Annotated in this window: 18 protein-coding genes and 1 other RNA gene; 8 read left to right on the top strand and 11 right to left on the bottom strand. The window is 67.0% G+C overall.

The window, feature by feature from the left end:
• Positions 1 to 489: 489 nt before the first annotated feature.
• An RNA gene (rnpB, locus tag METLW3_RS27040) (RNase P RNA component class A) lies at positions 490 to 882 on the bottom strand.
• A 292-nt stretch (positions 883 to 1,174) separates the two neighbouring features.
• Here rnpB and METLW3_RS0107970 point away from each other — a divergent pair.
• Positions 1,175 to 2,371, top strand: coding sequence for a beta-ketoacyl-[acyl-carrier-protein] synthase family protein (locus METLW3_RS0107970; protein WP_256388644.1), 1,197 nt, complete (start codon positions 1,175 to 1,177; stop codon positions 2,369 to 2,371).
• A 27-nt stretch (positions 2,372 to 2,398) separates the two neighbouring features.
• Here METLW3_RS0107970 and METLW3_RS0107965 read toward each other — a convergent pair whose 3' ends face one another.
• Positions 2,399 to 3,319, bottom strand: coding sequence for an alpha/beta hydrolase (locus tag METLW3_RS0107965; RefSeq protein WP_024879424.1), 921 nt, complete (start codon positions 3,317 to 3,319; stop codon positions 2,399 to 2,401).
• Between the two features lie 94 nt (positions 3,320 to 3,413).
• Between METLW3_RS0107965 and METLW3_RS0107960 the strand changes: the two genes are divergently transcribed.
• The gene (locus METLW3_RS0107960) at positions 3,414 to 4,313 is read left to right on the top strand and encodes a LysR family transcriptional regulator (protein WP_024879423.1); all 900 of its coding nucleotides are present in this window, start codon (positions 3,414 to 3,416) and stop codon (positions 4,311 to 4,313) included.
• On the opposite strand, the gene METLW3_RS0107955 is transcribed toward METLW3_RS0107960, so the two are convergent.
• Positions 4,314 to 5,057: a hypothetical protein gene (locus METLW3_RS0107955; protein WP_024879422.1), complete on the bottom strand. Its 744-nt coding sequence runs from the start codon at positions 5,055 to 5,057 to the stop codon at positions 4,314 to 4,316.
• A 189-nt stretch (positions 5,058 to 5,246) separates the two neighbouring features.
• Positions 5,247 to 5,744, bottom strand: a complete 498-nt coding sequence (locus tag METLW3_RS0107950) for a hypothetical protein (protein WP_245267255.1) — start codon at positions 5,742 to 5,744, stop codon at positions 5,247 to 5,249.
• An 85-nt stretch (positions 5,745 to 5,829) separates the two neighbouring features.
• Here METLW3_RS0107950 and METLW3_RS0107945 point away from each other — a divergent pair, with 85 nt between their 5' ends.
• Both METLW3_RS0107945 and METLW3_RS0107940 read left to right on the top strand, forming a co-directional pair.
• Positions 5,830 to 6,228, top strand: a complete 399-nt coding sequence (locus METLW3_RS0107945) for a carboxymuconolactone decarboxylase family protein (RefSeq protein ID WP_024879420.1) — start codon at positions 5,830 to 5,832, stop codon at positions 6,226 to 6,228.
• Positions 6,229 to 6,441: 213 nt separating this feature from the next.
• A complete protein-coding gene (locus METLW3_RS0107940; RefSeq protein WP_024879419.1) occupies positions 6,442 to 6,777 on the top strand; it encodes a hypothetical protein in 336 nt (111 codons plus the stop codon).
• A 29-nt stretch (positions 6,778 to 6,806) separates the two neighbouring features.
• Here METLW3_RS0107940 and METLW3_RS0107935 read toward each other — a convergent pair whose 3' ends face one another.
• Entirely contained in the window at positions 6,807 to 7,331 is a 525-nt protein-coding gene (locus METLW3_RS0107935; RefSeq protein ID WP_024879418.1) for a CreA family protein, read from the bottom strand.
• A 242-nt stretch (positions 7,332 to 7,573) separates the two neighbouring features.
• Here METLW3_RS0107935 and METLW3_RS0107930 point away from each other — a divergent pair, with 242 nt between their 5' ends.
• The gene (locus METLW3_RS0107930) at positions 7,574 to 8,629 is read left to right on the top strand and encodes a DUF2865 domain-containing protein (protein WP_245267254.1); all 1,056 of its coding nucleotides are present in this window, start codon (positions 7,574 to 7,576) and stop codon (positions 8,627 to 8,629) included.
• Here the strand turns inward: METLW3_RS0107930 and METLW3_RS0107925 are convergent.
• The 5 genes from METLW3_RS0107925 to METLW3_RS0107905 form a co-directional block, all read right to left on the bottom strand.
• Positions 8,610 to 10,169, bottom strand: a complete 1,560-nt coding sequence (locus tag METLW3_RS0107925; protein WP_157516537.1) for a hypothetical protein — start codon at positions 10,167 to 10,169, stop codon at positions 8,610 to 8,612. The genes METLW3_RS0107930 and METLW3_RS0107925 overlap by 20 nt on opposite strands.
• Before the next feature lie 278 nt (positions 10,170 to 10,447).
• A complete protein-coding gene (locus METLW3_RS0107920) occupies positions 10,448 to 11,440 on the bottom strand; it encodes an NAD(P)H-dependent glycerol-3-phosphate dehydrogenase (protein WP_024879415.1) in 993 nt (330 codons plus the stop codon).
• Positions 11,437 to 11,982, bottom strand: a complete 546-nt coding sequence (locus tag METLW3_RS0107915) for a phospholipase D-like domain-containing protein (RefSeq protein ID WP_024879414.1) — start codon at positions 11,980 to 11,982, stop codon at positions 11,437 to 11,439. Before METLW3_RS0107915 ends, METLW3_RS0107920 begins: the two co-directional genes overlap by 4 nt.
• Before the next feature lie 32 nt (positions 11,983 to 12,014).
• Entirely contained in the window at positions 12,015 to 13,076 is a 1,062-nt protein-coding gene (tsaD, locus tag METLW3_RS0107910) for a tRNA (adenosine(37)-N6)-threonylcarbamoyltransferase complex transferase subunit TsaD (protein ID WP_024879413.1), read from the bottom strand.
• 100 nt (positions 13,077 to 13,176) lie between these two features.
• On the bottom strand, positions 13,177 to 13,386 hold the full coding sequence (locus METLW3_RS0107905; RefSeq protein WP_024879412.1) for a DUF1192 domain-containing protein: 210 nt from the start codon (positions 13,384 to 13,386) through the stop codon (positions 13,177 to 13,179).
• 275 nt (positions 13,387 to 13,661) lie between these two features.
• Between METLW3_RS0107905 and ppdK the strand changes: the two genes are divergently transcribed.
• Positions 13,662 to 16,343 carry a pyruvate, phosphate dikinase gene (ppdK, locus tag METLW3_RS0107900; RefSeq protein ID WP_024879411.1) on the top strand — a complete coding sequence of 894 codons (2,682 nt, stop codon included), beginning with the start codon at positions 13,662 to 13,664 and terminating at the stop codon, positions 16,341 to 16,343.
• Positions 16,344 to 16,413: 70 nt separating this feature from the next.
• Here ppdK and METLW3_RS28160 read toward each other — a convergent pair whose 3' ends face one another.
• Entirely contained in the window at positions 16,414 to 16,683 is a 270-nt protein-coding gene (locus METLW3_RS28160; RefSeq protein WP_157516536.1) for a hypothetical protein, read from the bottom strand.
• 392 nt (positions 16,684 to 17,075) lie between these two features.
• On the opposite strand from METLW3_RS28160, the gene METLW3_RS0107890 reads away from it, so the two are divergent.
• Together METLW3_RS0107890 and METLW3_RS0107885 are read left to right on the top strand one after the other, a co-directional pair.
• Positions 17,076 to 17,495, top strand: a complete 420-nt coding sequence (locus METLW3_RS0107890; protein WP_024879409.1) for a secondary thiamine-phosphate synthase enzyme YjbQ — start codon at positions 17,076 to 17,078, stop codon at positions 17,493 to 17,495.
• Positions 17,496 to 17,829: 334 nt separating this feature from the next.
• Positions 17,830 to 18,915, top strand: a complete 1,086-nt coding sequence (locus METLW3_RS0107885; protein WP_024879408.1) for a cell wall hydrolase — start codon at positions 17,830 to 17,832, stop codon at positions 18,913 to 18,915.
• Positions 18,916 to 18,936: the final 21 nt, after the last annotated feature.

Below are 18,936 nucleotides of genomic sequence, written 5' to 3'. Positions count from 1 at the left end.
GTCCGCGCCCGTCGGACGCGCCCTCCAGGGCGGATATTTGGCGTCGACGCGGCCGTCCGCCGAGCCCGCGCGCAGACGCGAAAGCGCCGACGCGCGCGAGGCGCGGGCGCGACTTTTCCCGGAGAGACGTGTCATCGCTCTGAACAACAACGCATATCATGAAAGACCACGGGCGACGGAGCGGCGCGGGCGGCGCGGCGCTTGCGATTATTAGCCGTCGTCAGGGTTAAGAGAGCGTTGACGCGGGCGCGAGCCGCGCATTTCGCGTTAGCCATCGGGGGGCGTGGCGGTAGGCCGTAGCAAATTCCACAGGCGCCGTATCTACCCTCCCCTTTAGGGGGAGGGTCGGACCGCGCAGCGGTCCGGGGTGGGGTTCGACAGCAAAGACTTGGGGCGTTCACCCCCTCCCGAGCGCATTCGCGCTCGACCTCCCCGCTCGAGGGGGAGGTAGAAGCGCCTCTTCCGGCGCTCCTACCGCTCACCCAAAAAATCGCCAGTCGGCCTATAAGCCGGGTTCTGTATGGCGCGGTCGGGTCGCCCCTTCCACGCGCGATGGCCATTCCTCTGGGACGACGCTTGCGCGCCGCCTCTAGCAACCAACCCGGGCGACGACCCGGAGACGGGCCAGGAAATATCGCTATTTCCAGTCGCCCCTATTCGGTCTTGCTCCCGGCGGGGCTTGCCATGCCTCGAACGTCGCCGCCCGAGCGGTGCGCTCTTACCGCACCCTTTCACCCTTACCGCGAGCCCGAAGGCCGCGGCGGTTTGCTTTCTGTGGCGCTTTCCCTGGGGTCGCCCCCGCCGGACATTATCCGGCGCCGTGTCTCCGTGGAGCCCGGACTTTCCTCTATCCCGAAGGACAGCGGCCATCCAGCCGACTGGCTGATGAGCCAATAGGCAGACCGGCGCGGAAGGTCAAGACGCCGCAAAAACCAGCGGCCGCGGCTGCGCAGAGCCGCACGTCTCAGTAGAACAACTTATGAATCAGTCGAGTAGAGACCGCTGCGGCGCCGCGCCGCGCGCCTTTTCGGGGAAAAGCGAGGACCTCTGCTTGCGCGCGAGGCGATCGTGACGGCAAAAAGGATTAACGTCTGGTCCCGTCGGACTGGAGACGGCGGCAACGGAGCGAATTTCTACTTTGGCGACAGCGGTGAAATCGAACGAGAGACGGGTTGTGATCTCGGGCATGGGCGCGGTTTCGGCCGCCGGCGTCGGGGCGCAGCCACTTTGGGAGGCGGCGCGCGACGGCCAATGTCAGGTCCGCCCGCTGAAGCTCGAGCGACCCTATGGCGGCCGCATCAAGATCGCCGCGCAGCCGCAGAACTTCGATCCGCTCGCCTATCTCGAGCCCGAGATTCTTCCCTATTGCGACCCTTTCACCCAATACGCCATCGTCGCCGCCGACGAGGCCATGGCGCAGGCGGGCTTTGCGCGCAAGGATATCGCCGGGCCGCGCACGGCGGTCGTCATCGGCTCCGGCATAGGCGGCTCCAAGACCATCGATGACGAGGCGCATAAGGAATACAACACGCGCGAGCGCGCCGATCCGCTGACCGTGCCGCGCCTCATCCCCAGCGCCGCGCCCACCATGCTGGGCATGCGCTTTTCCTGCAATGGGCCGACATTCGCCATCGCCAGCGCCTGCTCCTCAGCGAGCCAGGCGATCGGCGTCGGACTGGAGATGATCCGCTCCGGCACGGCCGATCGCGCCATCGTCGGCGGGGCGGAGGCGGCCGTCATCAATGGCTCGCTGCGCTCCTGGGAGGCGCTGCGCGTGCTGACGCCGGATTTCTGCCGGCCCTTCTCGGCCGGCCGCAACGGCATAGTGCTCGGCGAGGGCGCCGCGATCTTCGTGCTGGAGACGGAGGAGCTCGCGCACTCCCGCGGCCATGCGCCGCTCTGCGAGCTCGCAGGCTATGGCACGTCGAGCGACGCTTTCGATCCGCTGCGGCCCAATGTCGAAGGCCCCTCCTCCGCCATGCGGCAGGCGCTGGAGAGCGCCGGCCTCACGCCCGACGATATCGATTATCTCAACGCCCATGGCACCGGCACTTACGCCAATGACATCACCGAGTCGGAGGCGATCCTGCGCGTCTTCGGCGAGCGCGGCGCGCGTCTGCCGGTCTCCTCGACCAAGCCGATCCACGGCCATGCGCTGGGCTCCTCCGGCGCGCTCGAGCTCGCCATCACGATAAACGCCCTGCGCGAGCAGCTCGCCCCGCCGACGATCCATTTCAAGGCGCCGGACCCCAAATGCCCGGTGGACCCCGTGCCGCACGAGGCGCGCCGCGTGCCGATCCGCGCGGCCATGTCCAATTCCTTCGCCTTTGGGGGCATCAACGCCGTGCTGGTGGTGCGGCGGGCGCGATAGAGCCGGCGTCTCGCGCCATCTCACGCGTCACGCGAGAAATCGCTCGACTTCCCGAAAAAACGTCTCCGGCGCCTCGTCGGGGACGAAATGGCCGCTCTCCTCGACGACAATAGAGGAAAGCGCTCGCGTCCGCAGCGCCAGCGCTTCGGCGAGTCGCGGCCCGACGCCATGTCGCCCGGCGATGGCGAGCACCGGCATGTCGAGCCTACGATCCGAAAGGCTCGCCACGAGACGCGCATCCTCGGGCAGCGCGCGATAATAGTCGAAGCCCGCGGCCATGCCGCCCGGCCTCGCATAATGGCGCGCGAATTCGTCGATCGCCGCCGCGCCGACCGCGTCCTTGCGATGCGACCAGGCGCGAATTTGCGCGGCGATATAATCCCTCTCGCGTCCGCGCGTCAGCAGCTCGGGAATGTCGCGCGCCATGTGAAAACCGTAGTGCCAGGCGCCGCCGCGCCGCGCGTCCATATTCTCGGTTCCCGGAACGAGGCAGTCGACGAGGACGAGCCGCTCCACTTTCTCCGCATGAAGCAGCGCGAGCATGAAGGCCGCCTTGCCGCCCATGTCATGGCCGATCACATGCGCCCTCCCGCCCGCCACGCGATCGATGAGAGCGACGATATCCCCGGCGACAGCGCGCTTGTCATAGGACTGCGCGGGCTCGGAGAGGCCGAGGCCGCGAAGATCCGGCGCGACGACGGTGAAGCGAGGCGCCAGTCGCTCCATCGTCGCGCGCCAGGCGAACCATGTCTGCGGCCAGCCGTGCAGCAGCACGACCGTCGGCCCCGCGCCCAATGTGACGAAATGCAGCCGCGCGCCGTCGAGCGCGAGCCAACGGCTCTCCGCCCCCTGCGGCAAAAGTCGCGCCTCTTCGGCATGCGCCCCCGCGAATCCCTGCGTCGCGACGGCTCCAGCGGCGGCCAGAAACGCCCGCCTGTCGATCGTCATCCTCTCCTCCTTCGAAAGCTTCGCGAGAGTTGCCGATCGTCGCTCATGCGTCTATCGAATAGGCGGATCGAATTATTATAACCAAATGTTATGCATGGACCTCGCCGCCGCCCTTCGCGCTTTCATCCGCATCGTCGAGCGCGGCTCGATGACCGCCGCGGCCGCCGACCTCGGCGTGTCGCAGCCTGCCGTCAGCAAGATGCTGCGCAATCTCGAAGCGCATGCCGGCGCGCGCCTGCTGGAGCGCGGCCCGCGCGCGCTACGTCCCACGGCGCGAGGCCTCGCGCTCTATGAGGCCGCCGGCGGCCCGCTCGCGGCGATAGACGCCGCGCTGGAAAGTCTTCGCGGCGACGGCGCGGCGATCGCCGGCGAGTTGCGCCTGCATGGCCCGAGCTGTATCGGCGAAAGGCATTTGTTTCGCATCGCGATGGCGTTTCAGGACGCGCATCCTTCCGTCGCCGTCGCTCTGTCGCTCGAAAATCGTCCGGTCGATCTCATTTTCGAGAATATCGACCTCGCGCTGCGCATGGGCCGGCCGAGAGAACAATCACTGATTCAAAAGCGCATCGGCTTCAGCCGGCGCATCCTCGTCGCCGCGCCCGCCTATCTCTCGCGCGCGGCGCCTCTACGCACGCCCGCCGATCTCGCCGCGCATGATCTTCTCGTCACCGACGCGTCGTTGCACAATGGCGCGCTGCGTCTGCGCAAGGGCGACAGCGCGGAAGACATAGCCGTTCGGCCGAAGCTCACGACCAATAGCGCGCAGGTTCTCCTCGAGGCGCTGCGCGCCGGCCGCGGCGTCGCCACCACGCAGCTCCTGCTCGTCGCCGAAGAGCTGCGCAGCGGCGCATTGACCCGCGCATTGCCCGATCATGAGATCGAGCCGAGCGAATTCTTCCTCGTCTATCCTTCGACGAAATTCCTGCGACCCGCGGTGCGCGCCTTCGTGGATTTCGCCACGCCGGCGCTACGCCGCATCGAAGGGATATTCTAATTACAAAGAATAGCCCGTGATGGCGGAAGCGAACCACAGCCATGGATCCGCGCCGGAGAGGCTGACGAAAATCAGAGCCGCCGCCGCGAGCTGAACGCCGATGGCGACCAGCGCCGCGCGCGACAATTTTCCGGCGCCGTCGTCGAGACGGCTCGCCCCGACATAGAGCAGAAGCGAGATCAGCAGCGATCCATAAGTCACCGCCGGTCCGCCCGGAATGACGAAGCGCAGCGCACGCGCCGTCGCCGGAGCGATGAAGGTGAAGAAGCTCGCCAGCTGAAAATGGCGGTGCCACTCGGGACGACGTACAGTGACGAAAGCGCCTATGCCGAAGAAGGCGACCTCGGTGATCACCCAGAAGGGATAGGCGAGGCCGATCAAAGGCGCCGTTCCCGCGACCTTGGGGTCCGCGGCGGCGACGCGCGCCACCGCGGTGACGATCGACAATGCGATGACGAGGCCGAAGAGAACCGCGCCGATCACGCCCACAGTGCGGTGATTCTTCAGCGCGCCGCGGCTCGCGGCGACATATTGATAGATGAAGACGGCGAGCCAGGCCGTCGTCGTCACGCCATGCGCGAGAACGAGCAGGGTCAGCGGCTTTCCAGCGCCGAAGACCGGCTTCAGATAGAAGGTCGGCGCAAAGCCGACGAGCAGCAGCAGGACTGCGAGCCCAACGAACCAGCCCTGTTTCGGCAGATGAATTTTGGACGCGACGGGTAGGCTATCGACGGCTTCGCTCATGGGAACGACCTTTGGCGTGAGAAGGTGGATAGCGCCGCGCTCAGAAGGCCGGCGAAGCGCATAGCCGATCCATATTCATATAAAGTCGATCGATTATAACTATTTTATGAGCGCTGTCGAGACAGCCCGGCCCGCGGGTGGCGCATCAGGACGAGATCGACGGCGGCGCAGGAAAGCGCCGCGCCGCCGTCACCTCTTCTTGCAGGCGTCGACGAATTTGCCGATCTTTGCCCATGCGCCTTTCAGCGGCGCGGATTGTTTCGAGCCGCCGATCGTCACGACGAGCGTCTCGCCGCGCGCCATGGCGGCGAAGATCGGATCATCGGCGGCGACCCGCCCTTCGAAGCTCGGAACGCCCGCCTCCTCATTCGGCACGAGCTTTCCCGCGACCTTCGTCTGCGCGTCGCCGACCGCCAAAATCGCCGTCGCGGCCTTGCCGGCCTTCTGCTTGCCGTCGGTTTCGGAGATGAACAGCGTCGTCGCGCCGCTATGGGCGTCGCAATGAAAGCCGCCGAGGGAATCGTCCGTTTCGGGAACGCCATAGTTGAGAAAGGCCATCGGCGGCTTCGCCTCGTCGAGAGAGAAGCTCCATATGCGCCCTTGCTGCGCCGCCGCCGGCGACGCAATCCCCAAAAGCGCGACGATGAGCGCCGCGGGCGCCCTGCGAGCCAATACGCCGATCGACATCTTCCTCTCCATCTCGAGACATGCGCGCCGCGCACGCCGCCGCTATGATAGGCCGAAGGCGAATGTGAGAGGAAGCGAGGGAACAATGGCCACTGTGAAGCTGCTCGGCGACGATGAGCTCTCGGACGAAGCCCGCGCGGTCTTCGACGATATTCGCGCGACGCGCAAAAGCGATTTCGTCAATAATTTCTGGCGCGCCCTCGCGCATGATCCGGTGACGCTGAAACGCACATGGGAGAGCATAAAGGCGGTGATGGGACCGGGCGTCCTGGACCCGAAGGTGAAGGAGATGATCTATATCGCCGTCTCCATCGCGCATGGTTGCAGCTATTGCATCCACTCCCACACGGCGAGCGCGCGCGCCAAGGGCATGACCGAGGCGGAGTTCAACGAGCTCTTGGCGATCGTCGGCATGGCTTCGGAAACCAACCGTCTCGTCACCGCGCTCGGCGTGGAGGTGGATGCGGAATACGATATTCGCTGAACGGCGACGCCCACGCCCCCGGGCTCCGAGAGTCCGGGTCGGCAAAACCTTCGCGCCAGCGTCTTGCCCGCGCTCGTCGTGGCGTGAATGGCCCGCCCTCGACGTCTCTTACGCAAATCGGCGCGAACTTAACCGCGCCTTAACCGCGATCGCATATACCAGGAGCCGGCGCGGTGAGGCGAATGAGCGTCCCCGCGCGAGGCGTGCCCCCCGATGCTCTCCACCGAATTTCAGCGTCTCGTTCTCCCGCGTCTCGCCTTTCCGCTGCTGGGCGGATTGCTGCTCGCGGCGGCCCAGGGCGGCGCCCGCGCCGCCGAGGCGCCGAAGAATGTCTATTTGATTTCCGGCCACGAAGGCTATGGCGTCGTCGAATGCATCACGCAGAAGAAAGATTGCGGGAAGATCGTCGCCGACAGCTGGTGCGAGTCGCATGGCCACGGCCCCGCGGTGGCCTTCGGCCGCGCCGACGATGTGACCTCGGCGATCGGCCCGGCCTCGGCGCGCAAGCCCTTGACGGCGGAAGCCGCCGTCGTTTCCTGCAGCGAATGAGCGTGGGCGGGCGCAGGCCCGCCGCTGCGTCATTTCTTCAAAAACTCGCCGCATTGCTCCACATCGCCGGCGCCCCAGGGCTGGATCGGCACGCCCGAGGTGGAGTTCTCCGGCGAGCCTTCGATCAGCCGGTCGGAATAGGCCATATAGACCAGCGCATTGTGCTTGGCGTCGCAGCCGCGGACGATATGCAGGCGCTTCCACAGCGCCGAGCGGCGCTCGCTGAACACTTCGTCGCCCTGACCGAATTTCTCCTTGAATTTCACCGGCCCATATTGACGGCAGGACAGCGACACATCGGAGGTCTGCTCCGCGACGCCGAACATTCCCGCGACGCCGCCCTTCTCATGCACCGTGTAATAGCAGGCCACCCCGTCAATTTCGGGGTCGTCGAGCACATAGGTCGCCAATTTGTCATTCGGCGTCAGCAGCTTGAAGTCGGTGGACTTGCGAAAGATCAGATCCGGCCCGTCGGCCCGGGCGGGCGCTGCGCCCGCGGCGGCGAAGAGCCCCGAGGCGATGAGAGCGGACAGGACGAATTTGGACGGCTTCATAACTGCGTTCCTCCAGAGCGCCAGGAAATTCCCTCGACAAATGTCGTGACGCGCCTTGTTCGCGACAAGAAGCTCGCGACAATCGCGCGCCGATTGATCGGACGGATGATATGGCCGATATGGTCTCGAGCTCGACGGTTTCGGATTCGCCGGCCCGCGGCGCCTCGCCTTTCGAATCGCGAAATATAGGACCAATGTCGGCGAAACATATCATTCGGAAGACGCTTTCCCGAAAGGGGCCGTTGCGACGCCTCGCGGGCGCACTCGTTCTGGCCGCCGCCGCTCTGCTCTCCGCGCAGGCGATGGCGCAATCGGCCTATTGCGACAATCTGCGGGCGCAGATCGCCGCCGCCGGCAATAATAGCGGCTCCGCCCGCTATCGCGCCGCCGCCGCGACCCAGCAGAAGGAGATCGACCGCACGGTCGCCTATGGGCGTTCCATCGGCTGCGACCGGCAGCAGTTCCTCTTCTTCGGCAGCGCGCCGCCGGCGCAATGCGGCGCGATCAACGGCCGCATCGCGCAGATGCGCTCCAACCTCGCCTCGCTCCAGCAAAACTCCGGCGACGGCCAGCGGCAGGCGCTGCAGGCGCGCTTCGATCAGCAGTGCCGGCAGCCGCAGCAGCCGGTGCGCGTCGCCTCCCGCCAGCGCAATATTTTCGAGGAGCTGTTCGGCTCGCAGGAGGAGGAGCCGACGCCGGTCCGCGAGCTGCCCCTCAACGGGCAGCAGGAACGCGACGAGGACGACAATGGCGGGCCTGTCGCGCGCGGCGGCTCGCTGGCCGTCTGCGTGCGCGCCTGCGACGGCGGCTTCTTCCCCATCAGCTATTCGGCGCGGCGCGCCAATCTCGCCGATCTCCAGGAATTGTGCCGCGCGCAATGCCCAAATGTGGAAGTAGCGCTCTACACGCGCTCGCCCTCGCGCGACATAGAGACAGCGGTGTCGATGGATGGCGAAGCCTATGGCGACCATCCCAATGCGCTGAAATTCACCAAGAGCTATGATCCGACCTGCTCCTGCCGGCCGCCCGGCCGCAGCTGGGCGGAGACGCTCGCCGAGGCGGAGCGGCTGCTGGCCGAGCGCAATAAGGGCGATCTCGTCGTCTCGGCGGAGAAGGCGGAGGAGATGTCGCGGCCGATCGGCGTGCGCGCCGCGCGCGGCGCCGTCTCGCCCAACCTTCCCGCCACGGAGGCGGCGCAACCGGAGAAGCGCCCGGTCGACGCGCATGAGACGACGCGCGAGATCGTCGGCGCCGATGGCGTCAAGAAGCGCGTCCGCGTCATCGCGCCGACTTTGTGATCTCCATCTCTGGATTCTCGCGCTCATAGAGCGTCCAGGCGAAGCCCGAGAGGCCCGAGGCCGGGAAATATCCGCGGCGCAGGAAGGCCGAGCGGCAATCCTGCGGCCCGGCGGAGCGCCTCTCTGCATGTTCCGCCTGTGAATCGGGCAGATCGACCACCAGCAGAAAGGCCGGCGGCGTCGCGCACCATTCAGCCGGCGAGACCATCGTCGCGACGACGCCCAGCTTGCGAGCGTGATAGGCGACGACCGCCTTCGTCTCGCCGCGCGCGAAATCGACGGCGTAGGGCGCCTCCTTGCGCTCGGCCATGATCTTCACCGCATCGGCGTAATGGCCGCGGCCGTCGCGGTAGAAATCGGCGAGCCGCCCGGCGTCGCCTATGGCGAAGGCGCCGAGCAGGACTGCCGCCGCCCCGCGCCGCAATGCTCCAGCACGATAGAGGGCGGCGCAGCCTTCGGCGGCGAGCAGAGCCAGGCCGATCGCCGCGGTGGCGTGAAAGCGCGGATATTGCTGACTCGGCAGGCCGGCGGCGATATGCAGCAGCGGCAGGCCGAAGACGGCGATGGCCGGGAAAACCCGCCGCTCCGCCGGCAGAACCGCCAGCAGGCCGAGGGCGAGCAGGCCCGCGGCGCCGAGAAGGGCGAAATCATCGACGCCGCGCGGAAATCCCAAGGTCGCCCGCGCCATTCCCGCGACGCCCTCGGCGAAGATCGCCGGGCTCAGCGGAACCATGGCCCCGACCTGAAAATCCGGCGCCAGCGCGCCATAGGCGAAGCAGAACAGCGCCGGAAGGCTGGCGAGCCCGGCGACAGCCCCTATGGCGACCGCCCGGCCGAGAGTGCTGCGGCGAAACCGCAGCAACGCCGTGAGCGCCAGCGCGCCGCTCGCCTCGATCATGGTGAGATGGGAGAAGGTCCCGAAGCCGATCGCCGCCGCCAGCGCCAGCAGGCGTCGCCAGGAGGCGCCCTCGGCCAGAATGGCGTCCACGAGACCATAGGCCAGCAGCACGGCGAGCGTCATGCCGGCATAGCCGCGCGCCTCCGAGCCGTAATGGACGAAGAAATAGGAGGTCGCGAAGACGAAAGCCGCGAGGAGGCCGGCGGCCGCGCAATAGCGACGGCTCGCGGCCGCGGCGGCGGGAATGGCCAGCGTCCCGAACGCGACCGCCGCCAATCGCATCAGCGGAACCGAGGCGTTTGGGCCGATGAGATAGAGCCAGGCGGAATTGGCGACGTGATTATTGTCGTGATGCAGGCCGATGAAGACATCGCCGAAGGAATGCGCCCGCTCGAGCAGGTTCAGCGTCCAGATTTCATCGAGCCAGAGATCGCCCTGCGCGGCGTAGAGGCGCAGCGCCGCGCCGAGCAGGGTAAGGGCGATGAGGGCGTAACGGAAGGCACCGAGGCCCCCTCCCTCACCCTCTACCGCTTCGCGAGAGAGGGGAACGGCGACGTTACGCGAAACGTCGATGACGCGCGGAATCTGCTCCCTCTCCCGCAAAGCGGGGGAGGGTTGGGGAGGGGGCGCGGAGAGATCCACGATGGCTCGCAAAATCGGAAAGTGAGTGTGAGCGTGATGGCTCGCCCTCATTCAACGCAATATCGTCTCTCGGTTTCGGCCGATCAGCGCGGCTATCGCTCCCTCTCCCCGCTCGCGGGGAGAGGGCCGGGGTGAGGGGCTCGGGGCGTGAGCCACAGACGGAAAACGCCCCGAGCCCCTCATCCTCACCTTCTCCCCGTAAACGGGGAGAAGGAAGACGACGAACGTTGCGAGAAACGACCAGGTCGAGACTCTATCACCAAGCCGTCAACGAAAGCTCAAGCCTCGGCCCTCAGCGGCCGCATCAGCAGCGCCTCTATCGCCTGATCGACGCCGATCGCGCCCGACAGGATCGCATCCACAGCCTCGGCGATCGGCATTTCGACGCCGCGCTCCTTGGCCATGGCCACGAGCGCCGCGGCGGTGAAGGCGCCCTCGGCGAGCTTGCCATGGGCGGCCTCGAGCGGCGCCTCGCCGCGCCCCAGCGCCGCGCCCAGCGCGAAATTGCGCGATTGCGCCGAGCCGCAGGTGAGCACCAGATCGCCGAGACCGGAGAGGCCCATCAAAGTCTCCTGATTGACGCCATAGGCGCGGCCGAGCCGGGTCAACTCGGCGAAGCCGCGCGCGATCAGCGCGGCGCCGGCGCTGGCGCCGAGCGCCCTGCCCGCCGCCATGCCGCTGGCGATGGCGAGAACATTCTTCGCCGCGCCGCCGATCTCGACGCCCAGAACATCGGTAGAGCGATAGAGGCGGAAGGCGCGCGTCGACAATGTCTCGCAGAGGCGCTTGGCCAGAGCCTCGTCGCGCGCGGCGAGCGTCACCGCCGTCGGCAGGCCGCGGCAGACATCGGCGGCGAAGCTCGGGCCAGAGAGAATGGCGATCTGCGCCTGCGGCAATTCCTGCGCCGCCACCTCGCTCATGAAGCGCCGCGTGCCGCGCTCTATGCCCTTGGAGCAGATGACGAAAGCCGTTCCCGGCGCGAGAATGTCGCGAAAGCGTCGCGCCACTTCGCGCATCGCCTGCGCCGGAACGACCGAGAGCACGACGCCGGCGCCCGCCACGGCCGAAAGATCGGCGTGAGGCGCGACGCCCGCCGCCAGCGGCAGGCCCGGCAGATAGGCGCGGTTCTCGCGGTCGCGCGCGAGAGCGGCGGTATGCGCGGGGTCATGGCCCCAGAGCACGACGCCCGTGCGTCCGGTCGCGGCCACATTGGCGAGCGCCGTGCCCCAGGCGCCTGCGCCCAACACGGCGATCTTCTCCTCGCTCGTCATCTCGTCCCGATCTTCTGATTGTCCGAACGCGCCCATAGCCGCTCGAAAGTCTCCTCGAATTGCTCGACCGCGGCCGGGCTCTCGATCAATATGAGGTCATTGTCCTGGAATTCGGCGCCCGAGACGGAAAAATTGGCCGAGCCGCTGCGCAGCGCCCGACCATCCACCTGATAGGACTTCAAATGCATCAGATCGCGCGAGCGGCCCTTGCGCTTGATCTGCATGTTGCGCGCCGCAGCTATGGCCTCCAGGGCCGGGCTGAGGCCGCCGCGCTCCTCGCCATCGATATAGATGCGCACGCGCACGCCGCGCATGGCGGCGGCGCCCAGCGCGGAGATCACCGCACGATCGGTGAGGACATAGGCGGCCATGTCGATGGATTTTTTGGCGCCGCCGATGAGGCGCAGATCGAGATCCTCGAAGCCGGGGCGCGGTCCGTAGAAAACGCGCACGCCGACGGCGAGCGGCTCCTGCGACAGCAGGCCGCCGGGCTGCGGCGGAACCGAGAAGGTCGCCGCCGCGGCCAGCAAGAGCCGCTTCATCTCATCCGCCCCGCCGAAGGCATCGCCCCCGCTCAGGCTTTGCCGTGATGGAGCGCGCCGGCGTTGGCGTCGAGCGGCCAGCGCGGGCGGGCGGCGAAGGTCAGATCATCCGTCATCCCGCGCGCAAAGCGCTCGAGCCCGGCCCAGGCGACGACGGCGCCATTGTCGGAGCAGAGGCCCGGCGGCGGCGAGACGAAGCGCAGCCCCGTCTCGGCGCAGAGGCGGGTGAGCGCGCGGCGGATCGCGCCATTGGCGCCGACTCCGCCGCCGATGACGAGGCCATTGGGCTGGCCGCCGCTCTGCGTGAAGATGCGCAGGCCAGAGCGAACGCGATCGACCAGCACATCGACGATCGCCGCCTGGAAGGAGGCGGCGAGATCGGCGACGTCGCGCTCGGTCGGCGTTCCGATCCGGGCGATCTCCTGGCGCACCGCGGTCTTGAGGCCGGAGAGCGAGAAATCCGCCCCCTCACGGCCGAACATGGGACGCGGAAAATCGAAACGGGCCGGATCGCCCTCCTCCGCCAAACGCTCGATATGCGGGCCGCCGGGATAGGGAAGGCCGAGCATTTTCGCGACCTTGTCGAAGGCCTCGCCGGCCGCGTCATCCACTGTCGAGCCGAGCCGCTTGTAATCGCCGACGCCCAGCACGGCGACGAGCTGCGTGTGGCCGCCGGAAACCAGCAGAGCGAGATAGGGGAAATCCAGCCGCTCGGTCAGGCGGCCGGTGAGCGCGTGGGCCTCGAGGTGATTGACGGCGATGAAGGGCTTGTCGGCGGCCAGCGCCAGCGCCTTGGCCGCGGTGAGACCGACCAGAATGCCGCCGATGAGGCCCGGCCCGGCCGAGGCCGCTATGGCGTCGACGCCGGCGATATCGGTTCCCGCCGTGTCCAGCGCGCGGACGATCAGCCGTTCCAGCACATCGATATGGGCGCGCGCCGCGATCTCCGGCACCACGCCGCCATAGGCCGCATGCTGGGCGATCTGGCTCATCACCTCATTGGAGAGAATGTCGCCGCCATCGCCGCCGATGCGCGAGGCCACGACGGCGACCGCCGTCTCGTCGCAGGTGGTTTCAATGCCGAGAACGCGCATGGACGGGTCCTTGAGCGCCAGCGGACGAATCGCCCTGCCGGCGGGAGCGAAAACAGGCGCCAACCTATAGGCGCGCGGCCCGGCAAAGCAAATCGCCGATCTATTTCTTGAAAAACGCGTCGGCGGCGGCGAGCGAGGCCGCCTTGGCGGCGCGCGCCTGCTCCAGCCGCTCGATCTCGGCGCGCAGCAGCGCGATGCGCTCGTCGAATTCGGCGACCGAGAGCGCGTCCAGGGGCTGGCCGATCTCATGCGAGACGGTCTTGCCGCCGACCGCTCCGGCGCGCGAACGCTCATACTGGTCGTCGATCATGGCGCCGTCCCGAAGCTCTCCTCGCGGAATTCGCATTAGACCAGAAAAGCGCGCCGCTCGCCATGCTCCGGGACGAGCGTCCCTTTTCTGCGCAGGCGGGGCCGCTGTTCACGGAATATTCGTCTCGGCCGACCTATTTTGCAACAAAGGACCAGCCTCTCGCCGACGCCGCCGGTTGCGAGCGTGAGCTCGAATATGCGAAACCCTCGTGGGAAGCTCTCGGCGGTCCGGTTCTTGTATGTTGCGCCGCAGCGTGGCGCCCGGAAAATGATGCTATGACCAAATGGGTCTATAATTTCGGCGGCGGCGCGGCCGAAGGCGCGGCCGCGATGAAGAACCTGCTCGGCGGCAAGGGAGCCAATCTCGCCGAAATGGCCGGGCTCGGCCTGCCGGTTCCCCCGGGCTTTACCATAACGACCGAGGTTTGCTCGCATTTCTATGCGAATGGCAAGACCTATCCGGCCGAGCTCGGCGCGCAGATCGACGCGGCGCTGGAGCGTCTCGGCAAGCTCGCCGGCCATAGTTTCGGCGAGTCGAAATGGCCGCTGCTGGTCTCGGTGCGCTCCGGCGCCCGCGCCTCAATGCCCGGCATGATGGATACGGTGCTGAACCTCGGCCTCAACGACGAAACCGTCGGGGCGCTGGCGGCGATCGCCGGCAATGAGCGTTTCGCCTATGATTCCTACCGTCGCTTCATCGAAATGTACGCGACAGTGGTGCTCGGCCTCGAGCATCACGAGTTCGAGGACGCGCTCGAGCATTATAAGGAGAAGAAGAGCCTCTCGCTCGACACGGATCTTTCGGCCGATGATTGGCGCTTTATCGTCGACACATTCAAGACGATTGTCGAGAAAGCGACTGCCCGCCCCTTTCCACAGGAGCCGCGCGAGCAATTATGGGGCGCGATCAGCGCCGTTTTCTCCTCCTGGATGAATCATCGCGCCGTCATCTACCGGCAGCTGCACAGTATTCCCGAGGATTGGGGCACGGCCGTCAATGTGCAGGCCATGGTCTTCGGCAATATGGACGATAATTCCGCGACCGGCGTCGCCTTCACCCGCAACCCCTCGACCGGCGTGAGCGAGCTCTATGGCGAGTTCCTCATCAACGCCCAGGGCGAGGATGTCGTCGCCGGCATTCGCACGCCGCAATCGATCACCGAGGCGGCGCGCCGCGCCGGCGGCTCCAACCGCCCCTCCATGGAGGCGGCGCTGCCGGATGTGTTCGAGGAGTTCCGCCACGTCTCGGCTCTGCTCGAGAAGCATTATCGCGACATGCAGGACATGGAGTTCACCGTCGAGCGCGGGAAGCTCTGGATGCTGCAGACGCGCACCGGCAAGCGCACCGCGCCGGCCGCGCTGAAGATCGCCGTGGATATGGCCAATGAGGGGCTCATCACGCGCGACGAAGCGATTTTGCGCATCGATCCTCTGTCGCTCGACCAATTGCTGCATCCGACCATCGACCCGGATGTGAAGCCGACGATTTTGGCCAGCGGTCTGCCCGCCTCGCCCGGCGCCGCCGTCGGCGAGATCGTCTTCGACGCCGAGGAGGCGGAGGAACTCTCCGCGCAGGGCCGCAAGATCATTCTGGTGCGCGTCGAGACGAGCCCGGAAGACATTGGCGGAATGCACGCCGCCGAGGGCATTTTGACGACGCGCGGCGGCATGACCTCGCACGCCGCCGTGGTGGCGCGCGGCATGGGCAAGCCCTGCGTCTCCGGCGTCGGCGCGATCCGCGTCAATTACGAGGATCAGAGCTTTTCCGTCGCCGGGCGGCGTTTTTCCAAGGGCGATCTCGTCACCATAGACGGCTCGGCCGGGCGCGTGATCGCCGGCGCGGTGAAGATGCGCCAGCCCGAGCTCACCGGCGAATTCGCCGTGCTGATGGAATGGGCGGACAAGGCCCGCCGCATGCGCGTGCGCGCCAACGCCGAGACGCCGGCCGATGCGCGCGCGGCGCGGCGCTTCGGCGCCGAGGGCGTCGGCCTCGCCCGCACCGAGCACATGTTCTTCGAAGACGATCGCATCGTCGCCGTGCGGGAAATGATCCTCGCCGATGATGTCGAGGGCCGCCGCGCTGCGCTCGCCAAGCTGCTGCCGATCCAGCGCGGCGATTTTCAGGAGCTGTTCGAGATCATGGCCGGCCTGCCGGTAACGATCCGCCTGCTGGACCCGCCGCTGCACGAGTTCCTGCCGCATACGGAATCCGAGATCGCCGAGGTGGCGCAGGCCATGGGCGCCGATCCGGCCAAGCTGCGCCAGCGCGCCAAGGAGCTCTCCGAGTTCAACCCTATGCTCGGCTTTCGCGGCGTGCGCCTCGCCGTGGCCTTTCCCGAGATCGCCGAGATGCAGGCGCGCGCGATCTTCGAGGCGGCGATCGCCTCCGCCGCGCAGACCGGCGTTCCGGCGATGGTCGAGATCATGGTGCCTCTGGTCTTCTCGAAGGCGGAGCTCGATTTCGTCGCCGAGCGCATAAGGGCGATGGCCAAAGCGGTGGAGGACGAAACCGGCCTCTCGCCCAAATATCACATCGGCACGATGATCGAGCTGCCGCGCGCCTGCCTGCGCGCCGCCGAGATCGCCGAGACGGCCGAATTCTTCTCCTTCGGCACCAATGATCTCACCCAGACGGCGCTCGGCGTCTCGCGCGACGACGCCGGCTCCTTCCTCGGCGCCTATACGCAAAAGGGCATATTGGCGGCCGATCCTTTTGTGACCATCGATCAGCAGGGCGTCGGCGAGCTGGTGCGTATCGCCGCCGAGCGCGCTCGCGCCGTTCGCCCTTCGATCAAGCTCGGCATTTGCGGCGAGCATGGCGGCGACCCGGCCTCCATCTCCTTCTTCGAGAGCGTCGGCCTCGATTATATCTCCTGCTCGCCCTATCGCGTGCCGATCGCGCGGCTCGCCGCGGCGCAGGCGGCGCTGGGCAAAGAGGCCGCAGCCGGGACGATGTGAGCCGCGTCGACGATTTTCAAGCGCGCGAGTCGAACGGGGAGCGCAGCCCCGTTCGCTCGAAATTCGCCCGTCAAGGCCGCGGAACGGACGAGCCCGCGACCGTCGATCGCGAAGAACGGCGCGCCTCGAGAACGGCGAGCCGTTTTTCGACTCCTCTTATCGCCTTGACGACGCCGCCGGCCGTCGCCGCATGTTCGGACGACTGGTTTTCATGGGTGGAAATCGTGTCGATCGCGCGGCGCAACGCCGACACCTCGGTGCGCAACTTCTCGAACGCCGCCGCATCGATCGACGCGGACCCATGCGCGTCGCTGCGCTCGCCGCCGACCGAGCCCGTCACCTCATCCTTTGCGAGAGCTTTATCTGCGATTTCCGCTGGGGGCTGCCAAACGAGAGGCTCGGCGCTCGCCGCCGCCCCGAGCGCGATAGGCTTTCGAGATTGCGGCGCGCCGAATCCTTGTTGCAACCCGAGGACGCCCCAAACGGCCACGAGGCCAAGCGTGGTGAAGAATCGCCACATAGGTCCCTCCTAGGAAAGTAAACATTGTAAAAACTCAATGAACGCAGGCTCGCGCGCGTTGATTAACGGTCCCCTAATAATTTGACGATCCAGTCGCCGCTTCCGATAATCCATAGAACGAATACAGAACTACCGCCGCGCCCGTGTTCCGCCTCCCCTCACCTGCCTGCGCCATGCTGGACTTCGCCGCACGCCGCACGCACATTGCGCCCATGCGCCAATTGCTCCATCACTTCCATGTCGAAACCCGCGGCAAGGGCTTTTACGACATCACCCGCGTCATCTCCGCCTGGGCGCGCGGCGAGGGGCTGACGACCGGCCTGCTGACGCTGTTCTGCCGGCACACATCAGCCTCGCTCACCATTCAGGAGAACGCCGATCCGGCCGTGCTGCGCGATCTCGAGCGCGCCTTCGCGGGCCTCGCGCCCGAGGGCGATGGTCTCTATGAGCACGACACCGAAGGCCCGGACGATATGCCCGCCCATATACGCACGGCGCTGACACAAACTCAGCTTTCCATCCCGCTGTCGCGCGGCGCATTGGTTCTGGGGACATGGCAGGCGATCTATCTCTTCGAGCATCGCCACGGCGCGCAGACGCGCGAGCTCGTCGCCCACCTCCTCGGCGACTGATACGACTTTCCGGCTGGATGGTTCGGCGCGTTCCCCCCTCTCCCCGCGAGAGCGGAGAGAGGGCCGGGGTGAGGGGCTCGGGGCGTGAGCCACAGACGGAAAACGCCCCGAGCCCCTCATCCTCACCTTCTCCCCGCACGCGGGGAGAAGGAAGACGGCAAACACCGCGCGAACCAATCAGCCGGAAGCCGAATGATCCAAAGCGGGACATGCGAAGAGCGCCGCCTTAACCGACCCGCAAGCCTAATGCGCGATAAGTTTTCCCCGTAAGCTTTTCTGCGTTTGCGTGTGGCGTTTCGGCCACGCTTCGCGAGTCGAGACGGGGCGTCAGCGTATGGGTCGTCGGTCGGGAGTGAGCTGGGCCATAGGCGTCATCGCGCCCTGGTGGCTGGGCGCTGGCCTGTTGGTGTCCTTCACCGCGGCCGCCGGCCAGGACCCTTCGCAAGGCTGGAACATAGCGCCGCATCTGGCGCGCATGCAGACGGCGCGCCTCGCCATCGGCTCGCAGGAGGATATTCACGCGCAGCCGGACGAGCGCGAGCCTCATGACGCGCTGAAGCCCCATGCCGAGGCTTTCCCCGAGGTGGACCGCACCAAGAAGGGCGATCCCGTCATCGCCATGCGCCCCTCCTTCGACACGCGGCGCAATGACGGCGAGACGGTGGAGGTTTCGCTCGGCGCCGATGGCGAAACGACGACCATCTCCCTCGCCGGCCCGGAAGCGTCCGACCTCCCCGCCGATTCCGGCGGCGCGCCGACGACGCAGCGCGGCAATGGCCAGGCCTCGCCCACGCAGCGCGGCTCGGCGACGACGCAGCGCAATCTCGAGGCGATGCGCGAGCGCGCCGCCCATGGCGCCACCCCGCAGGTCGCGCGCGCCGCGGCGCTCGCCTCCTCCACGCCGGCGCAGCCCGACGCGGTGCCGATCGCCGTCGCCTCCTTCGCGCCCTCGCACGCGCTGAAGGACATGAAGGCGCCGCCCGATTACGCCTCGCTGATCGACCCGGACAAGCTGGCGCGAGAGAAGCGCTGCCTCGCCGAGGCGGTCTATTTCGAATCGCGCAGCGAGCCGGAGGCGGGTCAGGCCGCGGTGGCGCAAGTGGTGCTGAACCGCGTGTCGTCGGGCCTCTATCCGACCAGCGTCTGCGGCGTCGTCTATCAGAACCGCAGCCATTACAAGGCCTGCCAATTCTCCTTCGCCTGCGAAGGCCGCAAGCTGCGCGTCACCGAGCCCGATTCCTGGGCTACGGCGCAGCGCGTCGCCGACGAGGTGATGAACGGACACACCTATATTTCGGATGTGGGCCGCTCGACGCATTACCATGCGAATTATGTGAAGCCGCGCTGGGCCAAGCAGCTGAAGAAGATGGACAAGATCGGCAATCATATCTTCTACCGGCTGCGGCCGGGGCAGACGTGAGACAAAGAAAGGCGCCGAGCT

The sequence above is a fragment of the Methylosinus sp. LW3 genome (genome assembly GCF_000527115.1).
Lineage (GTDB): Bacteria > Pseudomonadota > Alphaproteobacteria > Rhizobiales > Beijerinckiaceae > Methylosinus.
This window is presented reverse-complemented; position numbering and strand designations above follow the sequence as displayed.